This window comes from uncultured Actinomyces sp., from assembly GCA_900541895.1.
Taxonomy (GTDB): Bacteria; Actinomycetota; Actinomycetes; order Actinomycetales; family Actinomycetaceae; genus Pauljensenia.
The window spans coordinates 1-19,715 of sequence record UWSI01000029.1 but is presented as its reverse complement, the minus strand read 5'-3'; the positions used below and the strand labels follow the sequence as shown (position 1 = coordinate 19,715).

Annotated in this window: 16 protein-coding genes and 1 pseudogene; 10 read left to right on the top strand and 7 right to left on the bottom strand. The window is 57.0% G+C overall.

The window, feature by feature from the left end:
* Positions 1–57: 57 nt before the first annotated feature.
* Positions 58–1,368, top strand: a complete 1,311-nt coding sequence (locus QZR18_RS07015) for an alpha/beta fold hydrolase (RefSeq protein ID WP_178706400.1) — start codon at positions 58–60, stop codon at positions 1,366–1,368.
* A gap of 140 nt (positions 1,369–1,508) precedes the next feature.
* Positions 1,509–2,471, top strand: a complete 963-nt coding sequence (gene nrdF, locus QZR18_RS07010) for a class 1b ribonucleoside-diphosphate reductase subunit beta (RefSeq protein WP_019126625.1) — start codon at positions 1,509–1,511, stop codon at positions 2,469–2,471.
* An 86-nt stretch (positions 2,472–2,557) separates the two neighbouring features.
* Here the strand turns inward: nrdF and QZR18_RS07005 are convergent, their stop codons facing one another.
* Positions 2,558–5,197, bottom strand: a complete 2,640-nt coding sequence (locus QZR18_RS07005; protein ID WP_178706397.1) for a prealbumin-like fold domain-containing protein — start codon at positions 5,195–5,197, stop codon at positions 2,558–2,560.
* A 221-nt stretch (positions 5,198–5,418) separates the two neighbouring features.
* Between QZR18_RS07005 and QZR18_RS07000 the strand changes: the two genes are divergently transcribed.
* The 7 genes from QZR18_RS07000 to pknB are packed head-to-tail and all read left to right on the top strand — an operon-like array spanning position 5,419 to position 14,387.
* On the top strand, positions 5,419–6,120 hold the full coding sequence (locus QZR18_RS07000; protein ID WP_048712442.1) for a DUF3662 and FHA domain-containing protein: 702 nt from the start codon (positions 5,419–5,421) through the stop codon (positions 6,118–6,120).
* Positions 6,117–6,593 (top strand): FHA domain-containing protein, encoded by a 477-nt coding sequence (locus QZR18_RS06995; protein ID WP_178706394.1) that lies wholly within the window; start codon positions 6,117–6,119, stop codon positions 6,591–6,593. The genes QZR18_RS07000 and QZR18_RS06995 overlap by 4 nt, the downstream gene beginning before the upstream one ends.
* Before the next feature lies 1 nt (position 6,594).
* Entirely contained in the window at positions 6,595–7,959 is a 1,365-nt protein-coding gene (locus QZR18_RS06990; RefSeq protein ID WP_178706391.1) for a PP2C family serine/threonine-protein phosphatase, read from the top strand.
* Complete coding sequence (locus tag QZR18_RS06985; protein ID WP_295910789.1) at positions 7,959–9,377, top strand: FtsW/RodA/SpoVE family cell cycle protein; 1,419 nt, start codon at positions 7,959–7,961, stop codon at positions 9,375–9,377. Before QZR18_RS06990 ends, QZR18_RS06985 begins: the two co-directional genes overlap by 1 nt.
* Positions 9,374–10,831 carry a penicillin-binding protein 2 gene (locus QZR18_RS06980; protein WP_178706385.1) on the top strand — a complete coding sequence of 486 codons (1,458 nt, stop codon included), beginning with the start codon at positions 9,374–9,376 and terminating at the stop codon, positions 10,829–10,831. Before QZR18_RS06985 ends, QZR18_RS06980 begins: the two co-directional genes overlap by 4 nt.
* Positions 10,828–12,417 carry a serine/threonine-protein kinase gene (locus QZR18_RS06975; RefSeq protein WP_178706382.1) on the top strand — a complete coding sequence of 530 codons (1,590 nt, stop codon included), beginning with the start codon at positions 10,828–10,830 and terminating at the stop codon, positions 12,415–12,417. Before QZR18_RS06980 ends, QZR18_RS06975 begins: the two co-directional genes overlap by 4 nt.
* Entirely contained in the window at positions 12,390–14,387 is a 1,998-nt protein-coding gene (gene pknB, locus QZR18_RS06970; protein ID WP_178706379.1) for a Stk1 family PASTA domain-containing Ser/Thr kinase, read from the top strand. Before QZR18_RS06975 ends, pknB begins: the two co-directional genes overlap by 28 nt.
* A gap of 133 nt (positions 14,388–14,520) precedes the next feature.
* Here the strand turns inward: pknB and QZR18_RS06965 are convergent, their stop codons facing one another.
* From QZR18_RS06965 to QZR18_RS06955, 3 genes are read right to left on the bottom strand one after another with little or no spacing between them, the layout of a single operon-like run.
* The gene (locus QZR18_RS06965; RefSeq protein WP_009408018.1) at positions 14,521–14,673 is read right to left on the bottom strand and encodes a hypothetical protein; all 153 of its coding nucleotides are present in this window, start codon (positions 14,671–14,673) and stop codon (positions 14,521–14,523) included.
* 14 nt (positions 14,674–14,687) lie between these two features.
* Entirely contained in the window at positions 14,688–15,434 is a 747-nt protein-coding gene (locus QZR18_RS06960) for a class E sortase (protein ID WP_178706376.1), read from the bottom strand.
* Positions 15,427–16,155: a DUF881 domain-containing protein gene (locus QZR18_RS06955; protein ID WP_295910788.1), complete on the bottom strand. Its 729-nt coding sequence runs from the start codon at positions 16,153–16,155 to the stop codon at positions 15,427–15,429. The genes QZR18_RS06960 and QZR18_RS06955 overlap by 8 nt, the downstream gene beginning before the upstream one ends.
* Before the next feature lie 314 nt (positions 16,156–16,469).
* On the opposite strand from QZR18_RS06955, the pseudogene QZR18_RS06950 reads away from it, so the two are divergent.
* Positions 16,470–16,739, top strand: a pseudogene (locus tag QZR18_RS06950) (cell division protein CrgA); the annotation flags it as partial.
* 519 nt (positions 16,740–17,258) lie between these two features.
* Here the strand turns inward: QZR18_RS06950 and QZR18_RS06945 are convergent.
* From QZR18_RS06945 to QZR18_RS06935, 3 genes are read right to left on the bottom strand one after another with little or no spacing between them, the layout of a single operon-like run.
* Entirely contained in the window at positions 17,259–18,020 is a 762-nt protein-coding gene (locus QZR18_RS06945) for a Rossmann-like domain-containing protein (protein WP_178706371.1), read from the bottom strand.
* Positions 18,021–18,030: 10 nt separating this feature from the next.
* Entirely contained in the window at positions 18,031–18,933 is a 903-nt protein-coding gene (locus QZR18_RS06940) for a rhomboid family intramembrane serine protease (RefSeq protein ID WP_178706368.1), read from the bottom strand.
* 20 nt (positions 18,934–18,953) lie between these two features.
* Positions 18,954–19,475, bottom strand: a complete 522-nt coding sequence (locus QZR18_RS06935; protein ID WP_178706365.1) for a peptidylprolyl isomerase — start codon at positions 19,473–19,475, stop codon at positions 18,954–18,956.
* Positions 19,476–19,715: the final 240 nt, after the last annotated feature.

Below are 19,715 nucleotides of genomic sequence, written 5' to 3'. Positions count from 1 at the left end.
AGCCGACTCTGCGGCGCCCCCCGCACGCCGCGCGCTCCGCGGCGCTACCCTTATTCCATGCGTACGACCTCTTACACTCACCACGCTCACACCATCTATGAGCACCGCCTCGACGTTCCCCTCGATCACACTCGCCCCCTCGGCGCAGATAACCCGACCATCGAGATCTTCGCGCGCGAGGTCGTGCGTCCCGGCAAGGAAAATGCGCCCTACGCCGTCTTCCTCCAAGGCGGACCCGGCTACCCCAGCCCTCGTTTCGGCACCTTCGATAGCGGGTGGATGAACCGCTTGCTGCAGGACTACCGTGTGGTCCTCCTCGATCAACGAGGCACCGGCCAGTCCACCCGCATGGATGCGCAATCCCTTTCCTTCCTTCCGACCCCACAGGAAAAGGCCAACTACCTGCGCTATTTCCGCCAAGATCAGATCGTCTACGATGCCGAGGCCTTCCGTCGCGAGCTCGCGGGAGACGAGCCATGGACGACTCTTGGCCAGTCCTACGGCGGCTTCATCACGACTTCGTACCTCTCGCTTGCGCCCCAGGGCCTGAAAGCCAGCCTCATCACGGGAGGCCTGCCCGGCCTCGTCCATGTCGATGAGATCTACCACCTGACCTACCAGCGCACAGCAGCGCGCAACCGCGTCTATTTCCAGCGTCACCCCGAGGACGAGACAACGATCCGCCAGATCGCCGCGCACCTTCGCGACACCGAGGAATTCCTCCCAACCGGTGAGCGCCTCAGCAGTGCACGCTTCCGCCAGATCGGCATGATGCTGGGCGGACAGGGACGCACCGACCAGCTGCACTATCTGCTCGAGGGCCCGTGGGTGACCATCAACGGCCAGCGCCGCCTGTCTACCCAATTCCTCGAAGCCATCGGAGACGCAACGAATGTTGCCCCGATTTACGGTGTTTTCCAGGAATTCATCTACGCCTGTGCAACGCCCGAATTGCACGGAACCACAACGAATTGGTCGGCTGACCGCCTGGCCGAAGAGATCCCCGGTTTCGCGAAGGACGCTGATCCCCTGGATACTTCCGAGCCCTACTACCTGACGGGCGAGCACTTCATGCATCGCGTCTTCAACGAGGACCCGGGACTCGCTCCCTTGGCGGAGGTCGCCGATATCCTCGCGCAGGTGACAGATGCAGCGCCGGTTTACCTTCCCGAGGTCTTGGCGCAGAACACGGTCCCCATTGCAGCCGCGGTCTACTACGATGACATGTTTGTCCCGCGTGAATTGTCCCTTCAGACGGGTGAACTCATTGGCGCTCACCACTACGTCACGAATGAGTACCAACACGATGGCTCCGCCTATTCGGGAGGGAAGGTTGTCGATCACTTGCTGGGGCTGCTCGCAGATTAGGGCCTAGGGTCCGTGAGACACTTTCGTGAATATTCCGACGAGGCGCAGACGCGCGCGCGTCAACACGGTAATCTTAAAAACTGTCAGGCCCGCCGACCATCACGCCGAGGCCGTGGAAAACATTCGTGTCAGGAGGACGCGTGAGCGTAACGCCCGCTTTCGAAGCGATTAACTGGAACCGCATTGAGGACGAGAAGGACCTTGAGGTCTGGGATCGTCTGACCGGTAATTTCTGGCTTCCCGAAAAGGTGCCCTTGAGCAACGACTTGGCATCGTGGAAGACGCTGAACGCCGAAGAACAGCGTATGACGAACCGTGTCTTCACTGGTCTGACCCTGCTTGACACCCTTCAGGGAACCATTGGTGCGGTCTCTTTGATCCCCGATGCCCGCACTCCCCACGAAGAGGCCGTTTACACGAACATCGCCTTCATGGAGTCAGTGCACGCGAAGTCCTACTCTTCGATCTTCTCGACGCTGCTTTCGACTGAAGAGATTAACGAATCCTTCCGCTGGTCGAATGAGAACGAGGCCTTGCAGCGCAAGGCAGAGATTGTGAAGTCCTACTACCAGGGCGACGATCCCGAGAAGCGCAAGGTCGCTTCGACCATGCTTGAGTCCTTCCTGTTCTACTCGGGCTTCTACGCTCCCATGTACTGGAGTGCCCACGCAAAGCTCACCAACACTGCTGACCTGATCCGTTTGATCATCCGCGACGAGGCAGTTCATGGCTACTACATTGGCTACAAGTACCAGCTGGCCGTGAATGAATCCGATGAAGCACGTCGTCAAGAGCTCAAGGATTACACCTTCTCGCTGCTCTTCGAACTGTATGAAAACGAAGAAGAATACACCGAGGACCTGTACGATCCGCTTGGCCTGACCGAGGACGTCAAGAAGTTCCTGCGCTACAACGCCAACAAGGCCCTGATGAACCTGGGCTACGAGGCCCTTTTCCCCGCAGACGCCACGAACGTGAACCCCGCAATTCTTGCGGCGCTTTCACCGAACGCGGATGAGAACCACGACTTCTTCTCTGGTTCTGGCTCTTCCTACGTCATGGGTGAAGTTGTCGACACCGAAGATGAAGACTGGGACTTCTGAGCTGCGCTCTAGCAGCTCAGCTCGCTGAGCGTTAAAAGTGGGGGTGCTCGCCAAGCGGCGAGCACCCCCACTTTGTTAAGTGTTTCTCAGGCGCTGAGTCCTTCGCGGCGCTTCATCCACACAATGGCACCGGCTGCAACCATAAGTACCGACCCCACACCGAGGTACGGGTAGATTCCCGTTGAGCCCGACAGGGGCAGATGACCAACTTGCGTATCGACAACGCGGATACTCGGAAGAGCCGCATCTGCAGTACCGGCCTTTGCGGGCAGAACTCGCACGGAGGTAAATCCTTCGTCGGGGCCGAAATCGGTCGCAATTACTGTCGAGGCAGCGGAATCAGTTCCAACGCTGATATGGAAGGGAATGGGCCGCGGCAACAAAACATGACCGGCTGGGGCACGCGTTTCGACCAACCAATACGAGCGGTCTACTTCTAGCGGTGCGCTGACAAAAGTAGATCCACCCTCGAGGACGCTCACGGGGGTACCGCTCAGCGCCTCGTTGTCATAGATCGCAAACGCTGCACCCTCCAGGGGGTAGGTGCCGTCCTCATTCCTCTGACCAATGGGCTGAGTCCCGGCCTTCTCGACGCGGATGGTACGCGGACGAACCGGAGCACATACCTCGTTATTGCTCACGCCATCATGGTCGTAGGGACCGCTGACGATGTTATACAAACCATTCTTTGAAGTCAGGCGATCTTTCGTCGTCTTGCAGTCCAAGGAAGCCTCGTTATAACCCGAGGCACTGCGATCCCTGCGAACCTTCATGCGGATATACCACGTGGCAGACTTGCCGGCTTCGACATTGGTTCCCGTAGTGAGCACGTAGGACGCTGCCGCACCTTGCTGGCGTGCGCGCCCAAGACCATCAAGCGATTCAGCAATCGCTACTGAACGCACTGTGAGCCCGGGAGCAAACTGCGGGGTATCAACCAGACGTCCGGTGGTTCCTGCGATAGTACCGTCATTTATTGCAGTAATGCGGTACGTGACAGTGATATCGTCGGTCGTCGCACCTTCAACGCTCTCAAGGGCCTTCTCAATGCGCAGCTTGGGAGCCTTCTGTTCATTGGTAAAGGTACAGGTAATGGGCAGTGCAGCGACAGAATGTGCCGGCGCAACCTCTGAGAAGTCGACTCCTCCTGTGAAGGGGTCACGGCTGACATTCACGCGCTCACCCACGCCATTCAGACAGGTCACATCTTTGAGCTGCCAGCGAGCGGCATTGGGGTCGTCGCTCACTTTCCACGGGCCGAAGTAGCCGGGTTCACCAAATCGCAGGGGTCTTCTACCCGGGATTGTCGGACCGGTTTCTGCAATAACAAACTCCGAATACCCGGGAATGAAGGCCTGGTAGCCACTTGTGACAATGCCGCTTTCACCATAGCCGGTCGGGGTCAGCGGCGAATCCGCAAAAGAAGACCAGTCAACGAAGGAGTCCGCCTGTTCATAAAGCGATAGAGGGGTCCCAGTTGGGGAAGTCCAGTCACCCACACCCAGGGTTGTAAAGCCGAATCGGGGAATTGTTGTCCCAACGGCCGCAGACTCTTCGCTAATCTTCTTCGCCACTCGCACGTAACGTTCTTGGCTAAAAGATCCGTAGAGGCAACCGAAAGAGCTCTGATTTTCCTTCGTCGTAAAGGTAGAAACCGGCGTTGCGTCTGCCGGGGGCTTTGCGGGGCAGGTTCCATCGGCACTTGGGACAAAACCAAAAAGCACTAGGCGGTAAGGAATCCCGTCGACTGTGATGGTCCGATCGGAGGTTGTCTTCGTAATGGACAAGACATCATCAGATGCGGGTGTCTGATCGGGCTTCCCCGCTGACTGCGGATAGTAGTTCGGGTAATCGGTGTAGATATCGCGATCGCCCTTGCCTTCACCCACAAAGCTGTAGCAGTACCAGACTCCGTCACCATTTTCACGGGTCAGCGCATAGTAGGGGGCATTCGTTGGACAGGTTCGGGGAGCAGAAGCACGCGAAATCAACTTATAGGGACCACCCGTGCGAGCAACCGCAGTCGTGTCGGTGTCATTGTCGGTTTCGTGTTGATCGAAGGGGAAAGATTCTTCGAGGTCTCCCAGACGGATATCGAAGGAAGAGTGGACCCAGTGGATCTTTGAGGAGATCGGGAAATTGTTGTGTCGCACCGTGCCAATGAGGAAGGTGTCATTCAAGGACACCGTTCCAGGGTTATTGGGCTTATAGCCCAGCGCACTGGTCGTTGATGCGGAAATTGCGTAGGGCGTGTACTCACCGTAATAGGGATTCTGGTGGACACTGGCCAGGTGATACTCCCATGCGATACCACGAGTGATGTAGGACCAGTAATCGTTCTGCGCGACAGATGCATCCAACCACTTTTGGGAATACCCAGCCCTATAAGGAACAGAGCTTTCATTCGAATCAGCGGAATTGTAGGATTCCATCCCTTTGATCACGCCGAAGTAGGAATTATCAGGCACAACCGTTGTGCGGTCGGTTTCTGAGTCATTGAGGACGGCCTGACCAATACGTCCCTGAGAACGCGAGAGCGTAATGCTTGCGGCACCCGGAGTTTCTAGGGGAGCATCTGCTACTGCCTTTGATTGAAAACTCGCTACCCCTGGAAGAATAACCAGGGTTGTCAGGATGCACGAAACCAGAGCATTGCGAGCACGATTCCTCCGTCGAGAACTACGCTGCGCATGCTGCGGGTGGGGGGCACTACTGAGCCGGTTCATGCGTCTCCATTTCAGTGATCTTCCACGAGTTTAACAGCGCTAATTGATATGACAAACAGGTAGCGAAACACATTTCGACAACACCTTGACATAGTCCCACGCGGCGACTTCACCCCGCCCAATTAGCACCGAAACGGTAAAATACCCGTGTAGACCTGTCGATACATTGAGCGTCGATATGTCTCAGGAAAGAAGAAGACCGCGAACAAGGAACAGATAACATGGGCATCTTTGACCGTTTTGAAAACGCCGTTGAGCGCGGCGTAAACGGTGCTTTTTCTCGTGTGTTCCGTTCTGGGATCAAAGCCGTTGACGTTACCTCTGCACTCAAACGCGCGATGGATGACCACGTTCAAGAACTGTCAACGGACCGTGCAATCGCACCGAATCACTTCACCATTCGCATGGCACCTGCGGACATGAACGCACTGGGCGACCTCGATATTCTTTCCGACGAATTCGTTCAGCAAGCCACCGACTACGCACAGTCTCAGGGCTACTCACTTCTGGGGCCGATCTCTATCGACTTCACAAAAGATAGCGACGAATTCACCGGTCAGCTCCAGGTTCAGGCACGCAACGAACGCGGCGCAGCGGCCCCGGCCACGGCCTCGTCGCCTTCACCCGAGCACCCCATCATTGACGTCGACGGAGAGAAGTGGCTCCTCACAGAACCCGTCACCGTCATTGGCCGCGGCACCGAGGCCGACATTACCGTCGCTGATTCGGGAGTTTCCCGCCGCCACCTGGAACTTCGTATCACCCCAACCGGCGTTATTGCTACCGATCTGGGCTCGACAAATGGTACCTTCGTCGAAGGACACCGCATCGACGCGGCGACCCTTCTTGACGGAAACCAGATCACCATCGGCCGCACCCGTATCTTATTCTGGACGCACCCGCAAAGTGAGGATGCCCAGTGACTTCTGATCTCACCTTTACCCTCTTCCGACTGGGATACCTTGTATTCCTCTGGCTCCTGGTCTTGGGAGCGGTCTCAACCCTGCGCCGAGATATTTTCGGCACTGTTGTGACCCCGCGCGGGAAGGGGCGAAAGGATGCGGATCGCAAACGACGTGAGTCTCGTCGCGCAAAAACCGGCACAGCTCCGCGCAATCTGCTTCTCACCGGCGGCCCCCTCGTTGGAACAGTCATCCCCCTGGGCGCCTCCCCCATCATCATTGGGCGTTCCCCCTCGTCGACTCTCGTTTTGGAAGACGAATACGCCTCTTCCCAGCACGCCCAGCTCACTCCTGCAGATGGTCAGTGGTGGATCGAAGACCTGGGGTCACGAAACGGAACTTTCGTGGATGACGAAAGGCTGACTTCGCCTCGGGAATTAAATGTTGGGGACATCGTCAGAATCGGCCAAACCACCCTTGAATTGGTGAAGTAACATGCCCCAATCCAAGCCCGTCGAGTTCCACTACGCCGCTCGCAGCGACGTCGGCTTGGTGCGTCAAAATAACCAAGATTCTGGCTACGCAGGCGCAAACTTACTGGTTTTAGCCGACGGAATGGGCGGTCCTGCGGGCGGCGATATTGCCTCATCGGTCGCGATGGCGCACCTCGTTCCTCTGGACACCGACTCTCACCCCGCAGAATCTCTTCTTCCCCTCCTTCGCGATGCCCTGATGGACGCCCACGAAGAACTCTCCGAGCGCTCGCAACACGATCCTGAACTCGCAGGTTTGGGAACGACCTGCATCGCAATCTTGCGTTCGGGCAGGAAACTCGCGATGGTCCACATCGGCGACTCGCGCGCATACCTTCTGCGCGGGGACACTCTGACCCAGGTCACCACCGACCACTCTTTCGTTCAGTACTTGGTTGATAGCGGTCAAATCACTCCCGAAGAGGCCGAACACCATCCTCAGCGCAACGTCGTCATGCGTATTCTGGGTGATTCCCAAGCCGATGTCGCCCCCGATGAAACCATGCGCGAGGCTATCGTCGGCGATCGCTGGCTGCTGTGCTCTGATGGGCTTTCCGGTGTTGTTTCTGCCGATACGATCGCCGAGGTTCTCACCGACGTCCATGACCCCGCTGAATGCGCCGAAGAGCTCATCCGCCTTGCGCTTCTTGCCGGTGGCCCAGATAACGTCACCTGCGTTGTCGCCGATATCGTTCCAGCGGGTACCAATCCTCCCGCCGCGCCCCAGGTTGTCGGTGCAGCCGCAAAGGACCGCTTAGCTCCAACCCGAGGCGGAGGTGGTGCAGCCGCGCGTGCAGCCGCCCTTTCCGCGCCTACGAAATCGCTTCCTCAAGATGACGAGGCCGAGCCTGAGCTCCCCCGTCGCGCTCGCTTTGGGTGGGTACTTCCCCTCGTCTCATTGATCGCGGCCATTGCCGTTGTCGTCGGTGGATGGTTCGGCTGGAAGTGGACCCAAACTCAGTACTACGTGCTGGGCAAAGACGGTGCTGTGGTGATCTACCAAGGCATTCCGCAGTCAATTGGGTCGTGGAATCTCTCGCATGCAGTGGAAATTACTGATGTGAAGCTCGATCAGCTTGCCGCGGTCGACCAACAGCGTCTACAAGAGCCCGTCACTCGAACTTCTCGCAGTGACATCGACGCCTACGTGTCAGTCCTGCGATCAAATGCCCGCGAGCGCGCTTTGGAGAAGGAACGCGAAGCGAAGCAGCAAAAGGAACAGCAGGAACGCGAGCAAAATCAGAACAACCAGCACGGACAAGAAGGCCAAGGTTCCACGGGCGATAATTCCGCCAATTCCTCGGCCAATCAGGAAGGGGGTCAGTAATGGCAACCGTGTCCATTAACCCCGTTCGTCCCCGGCGTTTTCTTGAGCTTGTCCTTATGCTCCTAGCGCTAGCCGTCGGCATTGGCGGCTATGTCATCACCAGCATCAACCGGACGGGCGAGCCCCCGGCAAACCTCGGACTTCACATCGGAATTTTGCTCGCCATCGCAATCCTTGCCGAAATCGGAGTCCACTTCTTGGCTCCCTACGCTGATCCCGTTATTTTGCCGGTCGCTGTTGCGCTCACCGGCATGGGTTTGGCGATGATTTACCGTATTGACCTCTCATTGCACGCGCTGGGCATGGGTACGGTTGGCATGCGTCAAATGATGTTCGTCGGCATTGCAATTGCGTTGGCCGCAGTCATTTTGCTTGTTATTCGTGACCATCGGATCCTGCGCCGCTACACCTACACTTTTGGTCTGCTTTCGCTTGCCCTGCTCCTTCTACCCATGATTCCCGGACTGGGTAAGGAAACTTACGGTGCTCGCGTGTGGATCAGCCTCGGACCGCTGTCAATGCAGCCCGGTGAGCTCGTCAAGATCACGCTGGCAATCTTCTTTGCGGGTTACTTGGTGAACAATCGCGATAATCTCGCGATTGGCGGCCCCAAGGTTCTGGGCATGCGGATGCCGCGCGCTCGCGACCTTGGACCAATCTTGATCGTATGGCTTGTGGGAGTAGCCATTCTGGTTCTTCAACGGGACCTGGGGACCTCGCTGCTCTTCTTCGGCCTTTTTGTTGCGACCCTGTATGTCGCCACAAATCGTATCTCCTGGCTGGTCATTGGCTTCCTCATGTTCGTCCCTGCGGTTCTTGTCGCCATCAGTACCTTCAGCCACGTTCGCGCTCGCTTCTCGGTCTGGCTCAACGCCCTCGATCCCGAGGTCTACAACGCTCAAGCCGGCGGCTCTTACCAGCTGGTCCAAGGCCTCTTCGGCCAGGCCTCGGGCGGGCTATTGGGAACAGGCTGGGGTCGCGGCTATCCCCAGCTTGTCCCCCTGGCCAACTCGGACTTCATCCTCTCTTCTTTCGCCGAAGAGCTTGGAATTACTGGCCTTGCGGCGATTTTGGTCCTGTACTTGATTCTTATTGAACGAGGCATGCGCGCGGCAATCGGCGTGCGCGACGGCTTCGGAAAGCTTCTTGCCACGGGTCTGAGCTTCTCCTTCGCAATCCAGATTTTCGTGGTTTTGGGCGGAATCACCCGGCTGATTCCGCTCACCGGCCTGACCGCTCCTTTCTTGGCTGCCGGCGGCTCTTCAATGGTCTCCTCATGGCTGGCTGTTGCTCTTCTCATCCGCGTATCGGATGCTTCACGTCGTCCTTCGGCGCCCTCAACCTGGACCTCGGGCAATCTCCCCGTTGTTGATGCCAATAAGCGTCACACCCCCGAACACGCGGGAGGACGCCTGTGAATACCCAGATTCGTCGTCTTTTCGTCGTCGTTTTGATGATGTTTGCGGCCCTTGGCCTGATTGTGACGAATAATCAGGTCATTCAGGCGCCATCTCTCAATGCCGATGGACGCAATCAGCGAACCATTCTTCATGCCGCTGAAGTTGACCGCGGCCCCATCATCGTTGCTGGAGAAGCCATCGCTTCTTCAAAGAAGATCGAGGATTCTTCGCGCTACCAGCGTTCCTATGCCCAGGGTCCCCTCTACGCTCAGACAACGGGCTACTTCTCTGCGGCTTTCTCTCAATCTACTGGGATGGAAGCAGCGGCTGAAGACATTTTGGATGGGCAGTCTCAGGTTCTTCTTGCCCAGCGCTTCCGTAAGCTTTTCGCCGGGCAAAACCGCCAAGGTGGTGGCGTTGTTTTGACGCTCAACCCGGAGATGCAAAAGATCGCGGCTGAGAAACTGGGGAATCGCAAGGGTGCAGTTGTTGCTCTGGATGCAAAGACCGGTGCGGTCTTGGCCATGTATTCTTCACCTTCCTACGACCCCAATTCGCTGGCGGTCTTCGATTCGCAGGAAGCCAATACCGCTTACACGAATCTCATTAACGATCCTTCTAAGCCCCTGTACAACCGCGCGATTGCAGGCGACTTGTACGCACCCGGATCGACCTTCAAGATCCTGACAACCATTGCGCTTCTTGAAAAGGGCGCGGTCACTCCGGAAACAGAGATGGACTCCCCCGTCTCAACCACGCTTCCCGGAACGGCCACCTCGGTGTCAAATATTGAATCAACCGAATGCGGCAACGGACACCCAACCCTTTCTGAAGCCTTTGCGCGTTCGTGCAACACAACCTTTGTCCTGGCCAGCGAGAAACTGACGCACACGGATTTGGCAGATGTGACAAACCGTTTTGAGTTCGGAACCTCCCAAAAGATTCCGCTTAGTGTCACCCCTTCTCAATTCCCGGATTCAACGGATTCTGCGCAGCTGGCGATGAGCGCAATCGGCCAGTACTCGGTCAAGGTCACTCCTATGCAAATGGCGATGATCGCACAGACCATTGCCAATAAGGGAACAATGATGCGTCCCTACCTGATTTCTCAGATCGTTGATTCTGATCTTCAGGTTCAATCGCAAACCTCACCAATCCGCGTGGGCCAGAAGATCACCCCCGAGATCTCTTCCCAAATGACGCAGATGATGACCGGCGTTGTCTCCCAGCCCTATGGAACCGGAACCTCCATGGCAATTTCAGGAGTTTCCGTTGCAGCCAAGACCGGAACCGCTGAATTAGGCGATGGTTCCGGCCGCGCAAATGCCTGGGCGGTTGGCTTCGCCCCCGCCGATAACCCACAGATCGCCTTCGCGGTACTTGTTGAAGGCGATGAATCCCATCCCGTCCCGCACGGTGGAACCGATGCGGGCCCCATCGCACGTGCACTTCTCCAGGAGGGTCTGAAGTGAGCGATCCCAAACCAACACGGGCACCAAACCAGCTGGCCGGGCGAGTCCTGGGCGGCCGGTATCTGCTGCTTTCCCTCATTGCTCAAGGAGGAATGGGCGAGGTCTGGAAAGCACGAGATCGCGTTACCGGCCGTATTCTTGCTGCGAAGGTCTTGCGTCCCGAGTTATCGGGGCAGGAACTTTCGCTCTCCCGCTTGCGCATTGAAGCGCGTAACGCGATGAGCGTTGAGCATCCAAATATCGCAAATGTCTTGGATTCGGGCGAAGAAAACGGTCGCGGCTGGATCATTATGGAGCTGGTTGAAGGACGCCCTTTGACCGATTACCTACGCGGCGGCCAGTCTTTGGCTCCCGAATACCTCATGCCCATTCTCATGCAGATTGCGATGGCTTTGGGCGCGGCAGCTCAAGCGGGTGTCGTCCATCGCGATATCAAGCCCGCAAACGTACTCATCCGACCCGACGGCATGGTTAAGCTGACGGATTTTGGTATTTCTCGTACAGATTCGCAGATTGATCTGACCGCCGATGGCATGGTGATGGGAACTGCTCAGTACCTTCCCCCCGAGCAGGCAATGGGAGAGAAGGCAACCTCACTGGGCGACCTTTACGCTCTCGGTGTCATTGCTTACGAGGCTGCGGCCGGAGTTCGTCCTTTCACCGGGAAGTCCCAGGTCGATATTGCTTTCGCCCACGTCAATGAACCAGTTCCCGCGCTTCCGGACACGGTTCCCGCTCCCCTCGCTCAAGTGATCTACCGCTTGTTGGATAAGGATCCACAGCAGCGTCCCGCATCGGGCTCTGCACTTGTTCGTGAACTGGTTGCGGCAGCCAGCGAGATGGGCGTTTCCCTTCAGGCACGTCCGCTCCCTGCTCCAACCATTCCCACTCCGCAGCACGGTGCTCCACCGGCTCCGGGTGAACCCACAGTCGAAACTCGCGTCAACCCCGTGGCTCGACGCGGTGCGCCGATTCGTCACACGCACCGTCGTTCCCTTCCCGAGGATATGCTTGAGCCCGTCGATTTTGATGCACAGGCAGCACAGCCTTCGCTGGCAGCCCGCCCTGTGACACCGACGCGCACGCCCGAGGCCTCGCACAAGGATTCCCCATCGCGTCCTTCCCTCTCCTCCCGTATTTCCACGGCCTCGCGAAGGGAAGGACAGGGCGCAGGACTAGGGCGCAGGACCCAAAACCGCAGCACAGCTCCTGCGGTGCACACCCCCGCGCCCGAGGCCTCGGCGCGCAAGGCTCCTACCAGCCCGCAGCGTCCGAAACGGCCTGCTCAGACCACAAGAATCAACCCCGCGCTTTTCCGCTGGCATGCGATCACGGAAGAGAACGGAACAATCCTCACGAGCGCTCCCGCAAAGACTCGCTACAATCGTTCTGTTGTGGCGCCGGAGCCAAGCCGCAGTGAGCAAATCGGAAAATGGCTGGTCATCTTCCTGATCTCTCTCACAATTTTCTTAATTGCGGTTGCTACTATCCACAACAGATTAGGGTCGCTCCTGCACAGGACAAGTGCAGACGTCTCACTCAATCAGGAGGTTTCGACATGGCAGAATCCGCCCCTCGAGTTCTAGGGGGACGCTACGAGGTGCGCTCGCTCATCGGGCGCGGCGGAATGGCCGAAGTTCACCTCGGATTCGACAAGCGTCTGTCGCGAATCGTTGCAATTAAGACTCTCCGCACCGACTTGGCGATGGATTCCGTCTTCCAGGCGCGCTTCCGTCGTGAGGCCCAATCCGCGGCTTCACTCAATCATCCAAACATCGTTGCGGTCTACGACACCGGCGAAGAACCAACCATCCTTCCCGACGGACGTCGAGTGTCAATTCCTTACATCGTCATGGAATACGTTGATGGGCGTCCGCTGAAGGACCTGCTCTCTGACGATGCGGGCCCCTTCCCTATTCCCGAGGTCGTCGACATCGTTGCCGGCGTTCTCTCAGCGCTGGAGTATTCGCATTCTGCTGGCTTGGTCCACCGCGACATCAAGCCCGGCAACGTCATGCTGACTTCCAAGGGCGAAGTCAAGGTCATGGACTTCGGTATTGCCCGCGCAATCGCCGATTCTCAGGCGACAATGACGCAGACGAACGCAGTCGTTGGCACCGCTCAATATCTTTCCCCCGAGCAGGCTCAGGGTAAGCCGGTGGATGCACGCTCGGATCTGTACTCAGCAGGCGTCCTGCTCTTTGAACTTCTCACTGGGAAACCGCCATTTACCGGGGATTCTGCGGTAGCCGTCGCCTACCAGCACGTGCAGACTCTTCCGCCTCTTCCTTCATCGATTGCGCCCGATGTTCCAGCTGAAATGGACCGCGTTGTCATGAAGGCTCTGGCTAAGAACCCCGATGATCGCTATTCTTCAGCGGCTGCAATGAAGGCGGATCTTCTGCGCGCGGCTCACGGCTCTCACGTGAACGCGCCCGACACCGCGGTGTGGACGACCCAGGCGACGCAAACGCTTCCCGCTGTTGCCACGCCACCGGCTTTCCCTGCAGCGTCCTCACCTTCCGAGGCCCAAGAAACCCAAATCCGACCTCGTGGGGCTGCGGCAACTGCGGTTCGTCAAAATGATGAGGAGCAAGAGGACGAGAAGAAGCGTCCTACGGCTCTGATCGCGGGAATCATCGGTGTTGTCCTGGTCGCGCTTATTGGTATCACGTGGCTTTTCCTGACGCATACTCGCGCCGATTCGACGACAGAGGTACCCAACGTTGTTGGTCAGACCCAGGCCGAGGCGATGAAGACTATAACGGATAAGGGTTTTGAGTGGGCTGTTGCGAACGAGCAGGTTGCTTCTGACACTGTCCCTGCCGGTTCCGTTGTTTCAACCGATCCGAAGGCCGGAACCGCTGCAAAGCCCGGTTCCCGTGTGATTGCAACGATTTCTTCGGGTCCCGCCTCTATCACTCTGCCGGACAACCTTATCGGTATGACCCCAACGCAAGCTCAGCAAACTGTTGAAGCTTTGGGCTTGAAGTGGACCCTGTCCGACCAGAAAGAAGCATCCGATTCGGTCGAAAGCGGCAAGATCGCACGCGTCAGTCCTTCTGCAGGCTCGAAGGTTCGTGCCGGATCAACCATTACCGGTTACGTGTCCTCTGGCTCTGAAAAGGTGACGATCCCCGATGTCACTGGCATGAGCCAGGATCAGGCCCGTACCGCACTGACCCAGGCCGGTCTGTCGGTTGGAAACGTCAATACCGTCGATGAGGGCGGTGCCCAGCAGGGCCGTGTCGTCTCAACCTCTCCGGCTGTGGGTTCCGAGGCCAAGCGTGGCGACGCTATTGCCCTGAACATCGCTTCGGGTAACATCACCGTTCCTCAGAACCTGACGGGTGCAAACTACACCGAGGCCGCCTCTCAGCTTGAGGCCTTGGGATTGCACGTGACTGTCATCCAGATGCCCGACCGTAACGCAGCCGCTGGTATTGTCACCAACGTAACGCCCAGTGAAGGTTCTGCAGTGCGACAGGGCAGCTCCATCACTCTCTACGTGTCACAGGGTGGCTCTTCGGCCTCCCCCAGCCCCTCAGGCCACTAAGGCTCACGAGGCCCGCTTCAGACTGACAAACAGTCTGCTTGGGGGGACCTCGCCCAAAGGGCAGACAATCTGAACTGAATATACTGTGGGGGCCGGCATTGCCGGCCCCCACTCTATGCTCATTTTCGGTCAATCAGACCGCAGCGCCACCCAAGCCAAAGAAACGCTCTGCCCATGGATAGACATAGGCAAAAAGCACGGCGACAGCGAAGGCAGCAATCACCAAGCACAAGAAAACTCGGAACCACGTGGGTCCCGGAAGGTGGCGGAAAAACCATCCGTACATATTGAATTCCTTCCTTACTCCACGGGCTCATCAAGTAGTTCGGCGGGGACACCCGTACTCTTCGGAGTCCACGATTCCAACTTGAGGTGAACAATAAAACGCTCGGAGTTACCGTACTCGGGGTTGCAGGTCGTCATTGTCATCAGACGTTCAGTCGGCTGCTTTGAGAAGGTCAGATCACCGGGAACCGGGGCAATGACACGGATATTAGTTTCATCGCTAGCGGGAACGATCTCATTGGACTGGTAGGTGTAGACCAGATAGAGGTTATCGGTCTCGACAACAACCTTGTCATTGTCCTTGAGCAGGTCAATGAAACGGAATGAATTGCCGTATGAACGACGGTGTGCGGCAACCGAGAAGTTACCCACCTGGCCGGGCTGAGCGGTGTCCTTGTAATGGCCGGCCCAACCCTGATCGATCACGCTGCCCATCGTACCTTCACCCAGGGGGATCTTCATCCAATTCCATGAAGGAACATGGATCACTCCGTAGAGTTCATCGATTGCCGGGTTCAGGGTGAACTCCGGCGGATCGTCGGTATGGCGCTCACCCAGGGTTCGGTTCGATGGGTGCTTGCTGGAGAAGTCCGCGACTGCTTGCGCTCGGGGGCCTTCTACCTTGTATGTCGTCCAGTACAACTGCCAAACGGCAAATAACCCCAAAATGACGGCAATCGTAATGAGGAGCTCGCCGATGACCGAGAGGAAGGTGACGCGATAGCGACGGGGGGCAGCCGCTTCTTTCACGTGTTCACCCATTCTCTTTCACCACCTGTGCATATCGAAGGGATAGGTCTTGGTCTGATGCCGGAAATTCCAGTTTGTCTGAAGTCTTCAACTCCCAGCCCAATCCGTAGCGTGCCACATAACGCTGATAGTTGACGACTCGAGGGTTCGTTTCGACTGAATTTCGGAGCTGATTCACATTTCCGATCGCCGAAATCTTGTAGGGAGGGGAAAAGGATGTGCCACCGACCAAAATGACGTTTCCAATGCAGCGTACAACGGTGCGCGGAGCGATACGAACACCTTGGACGGTCATCGCCTCTGCGCCGCCTTCCCACATTGCATTCATGACATCGTCGATGTCTTGCTGGTGAATGACCAGATCGTTGGGGTTGACGTTGTCCGGGATGCTGTCTGTAGGCGCATCAGAAAGGGTCACCGTAATACCCGGACCCGAGACGGGAACTTTAGAGAGCTCACCGACGTTATCGCTGCTCGGTTGGCCAGCTGCCGGAACATGGCCCGCAATCTGATCTTTCAAGCTGCGGACCCCGTCTTGGAGGTCTTTCACTTCATTTTGACGGTGTGCGACAAGCCCAGCCAGATCGACAGCGGTTTGTGAGCGGGTTTCCGAGTTTGAGCGCGCAATGGCGACAAAGAGCATTCCCGAGGCCGTGGTGACGATGAGAACAGACAGAGCCGAGCGCAGGCTACGACCCGTCGGGCGAGTGAGCGGTCGGCCGAAAAGTTTCACATCATCTCCTGTTGGCGACTAGGTGTACCTCTAGTATCCCTTGTTTGTGGGTGCAACGCCCAGTTGCTTTTGATGTTTGGCTCAGTCCCGCTAGGCTAGAGGAAGGCCGCCTGTCGCGGCGTTTCCCGGGGAGATCCCGACACTTGCCGCATGAAAGGAAAATCGTGGCTGAGCCGAAGAAGAGCGAAGAGCGCGAGGAAGAAAAGAAGGACGCACAGACCGAGGAGCGTTCCGAAAAGCGCGAAGAGCGTCACGCACATGAGGACGAGAAGAAGAAGGACTCGAAGCGCGAGGAACACGGCAAGCGTTCATCAAGCAAGAAGCGCGATCACGAATCTCGCGTTGAGAGGCGCGCAAAGGCCGAGTCAGATAATGAAATCCATGCCTGGACCGATGGCATTCCGCTTTCGCCTGTGTGGTGGGCACCCGTCTTTACGACCCTGATGATTGTCGGCCTACTCTGGATTGTTGTCTTCTATATTTCCGGAGCCACGTACCCGATTCCAAAGATCGGTCAGTGGAACTTGGCAGTCGGTGGCGGTATCGCATTCGTCGGCTTCCTTATGACTATGCGTTGGCGCTGAGCGTATTGCCGAACGTGAATTCTCCTTTCTGATGAACTGAAATTCACGCATCACAACATTGATCTACGCCAGCTCACTGGTATCTATGATTTTCGACGTCTGAGAGGCCTCAATCCACATCCACAGGCAAAAAGTTATCCACAGGCAAATCCACAGCTGGGGATTAATATCATCGATGTAATTACCCAGCTTCGATTCCCAGATTTACTCATGAATCTAGTTCCATAAAGCCTGAGTTGAAACTTCAGACTTGCCATATATCAACGAAAACTCACATTTTGCCCCAAAAACAACAAAATGACGCCCCGCAGTACACTTTTCAGCTTCGCACAATGATTTCGCGCAGTATCCACACTTTATCCACAACATCCACAGGCAAAATGAGCAAGTCCCCATTTAGCTCCCAGCTTTCGCCCAGAATGCAATAAGAAGCGGCCAAAACGAAGCCAGCGCACGGGCATTCAGCGGGTCACTACACTCCCCGCATCACCTAGATGCGGCGTAATAACTCCACGCAGACTACGCGTGGAACTCGATACGTCGACCGGCCTCGTACATGCCCCCAAGACGCTGGCCACCCAAAGCGGGCTGGAAGGAAGCAATATCTGTCGTCGAGAAGGTCGTCAGCGAATTCATGCCGTACTCGGCAAGCAAGGTCGCAGCGGGAGCCGAAGGACCAACAATAATCGTCTGCGCACCCCGGGAAAGCTCCAAAAGACGCGGCATTGTCTTATTCACGAAAGCGGAGCCTGTAATAAAGACGTAGTCACAGGTGGGAAGAACATACTCTGCGGCAGTGTCTGGCAAATCTCCGTCCACCACGTTGCGCTCGAAGATCAAGAGCTTAGATGCGGCGGAAAGGGCCGCGGCAGCGAAGGGGAAATGCCCAATAACAGCAACGCGCTTGCCGGCAACCTCAGCCGACCAGGGGTCAAAAAGGTTCTGCCAGTTATTCACCTGACAAGGAACAAAACCTGCGGCTTCTGCCCGCGAGGGAAGCGCATACCAGGAATTTACAGCTGCCATCCCAAGGGCGGCCTCGGCGAAATTCCAACTCTTCGCATAAGCGGCAACCTCACGCAGACTCATGCCAGAGGGGTCGGCGGGAAGGCGGCGAGGGATCGACTCAACGGGCATATGGAAGGCCATTCCCGCGCCGGCCTCGGAATTCTCAATGAAAGCCCACTTACCAAAACGTCCACTAGCCGTGACTTGCACGGTCGGGTCGATCTGGTCAATCAGCCGATCATAAATCTCCCACGGATTCCACAGATCCAGCATCGAAACTCCCTCAGATATTAAGAAGCACCATATAGGTGACAACAAGGATGACAAGCTCCGTAAGGAACATCCCTGCAATGCCAAGATACAAACGGCGACGTTGTTTCTTCGCTGTCATCCCGGAACGCGGCTTACCCAAGGCGAGCATCCCCCAGGTTGCGAGCATCCCGAAAAGCAAACCACCAAGATGAGCCTGCCACGATACCCCTGAAACGATGAAGCCATACAGGAGGTTGACTGCAAGAAGGCCGGCAACGGCGCGCACGTCAATCCCAGCGGCCCGCTGCAGAACAAAAACCGAGCCAAAAAGGCCAAAAATTGCGCCCGAAGCTCCGACGGTCACCGTCAAGGCAGATGAGGGGTCAATGAGTACCCACCCCAAAACACCAAGGGTTCCACCAAGAGCGCTCAAAAGATATAGACAGAAGTAGGGGCCGCGTCCCAGCGCTGGCTCCAAGGCGCGTCCAACTGCGTAGAGAGAAACCATATTGAAGGCAATGTGCATGAGATTCACATGCAAGAACGCCGTCGTCAGGATCCGCCACGGCTGATACAGGCCATGAATCGGTGTAAATCCCAGGTATTGGGTGATCATGCCCTTGGTGAGAATATCGCCTACCCACAGAGCCACGCACACGCCAATGATCGCGTAGGTGACGACGGGGGTTTGTGCGCTCAGTCGGACGCTGCCCCATTGACGAGGCCGGGCGGTGCGGGCACTTCCGAAAAGGTTGCCTCGGCCTCGGCCCGCGCAGTCCACACAGATTGAACGGACTTCCGTGGGTACAACACACTGGGTGCACATGGGTCGATTGCAGCGCTTGCAGTAATCGACGCTGCGCACTCCGGGGTGGCGCGGGCACTCGGGTGCAGCGTAGGGATCAGAACGCTGACCATACAGAGGCTGAGACATATAAACCTTCCGGTTTGTGGTTACTCAGTGATGTCGATCGATTCGATGACGACATCTTCGACGGGACGATCGTTACGACCGGTACGGGTTGTTGCGATCGCATCGACAACTCGCTTGGAGTCTTCGTCGATCACTTCACCGAAAATGGTGTGGTGTCCGTTGAGCCACGGGGTGGGTGCAACGGTGATGAAGAACTGAGAGCCGTTGGTTCCCTTGCCCATGCGCTTGCCTGCGTTGGCCATGGCCAGAAGGTAGGGCTTGGAGAAGGTCAGATCCGGGTGGATCTCATCGTTGAACTGGTATCCGGGACCGCCGGTTCCGGTACCAAGGGGGTCACCGCCCTGAATCATGAAGCCATCAATGACGCGGTGAAAAATCGTGCCATTAAAAAGCGGGCGCGAGGTGGGCTGACCATTGTTGGGGTCAACCCATTCGCGTTCGCCCTGTGCAAGTGAGGTGAAGTTTTTGACGGTGTTGGGGGCTTGCTCGGGGAAAAGCTCGAGTCGAATATCGCCCTTATTGGTGTGAATTGTTGCTTCCATACCTCCATGGTTCCAGATTCAGGCGAAATCAGCACGCTATTTTGCTCGGTATTCGCTTAATGAAGCTGCATCTAATGGTCAAAGAGTGCACAATAGAAGGGTCCATGCGTTCGCTTAACGGGCGCGAATTTTTTACCGATTCGGAGACATCATGGCAAGGACCCCGAACATCGACACCGAAAAGCTCAAGGCACAGGGCCTACAGCTCCGCGACGCAGCGGCTGTGCACGCGGGCCGTCT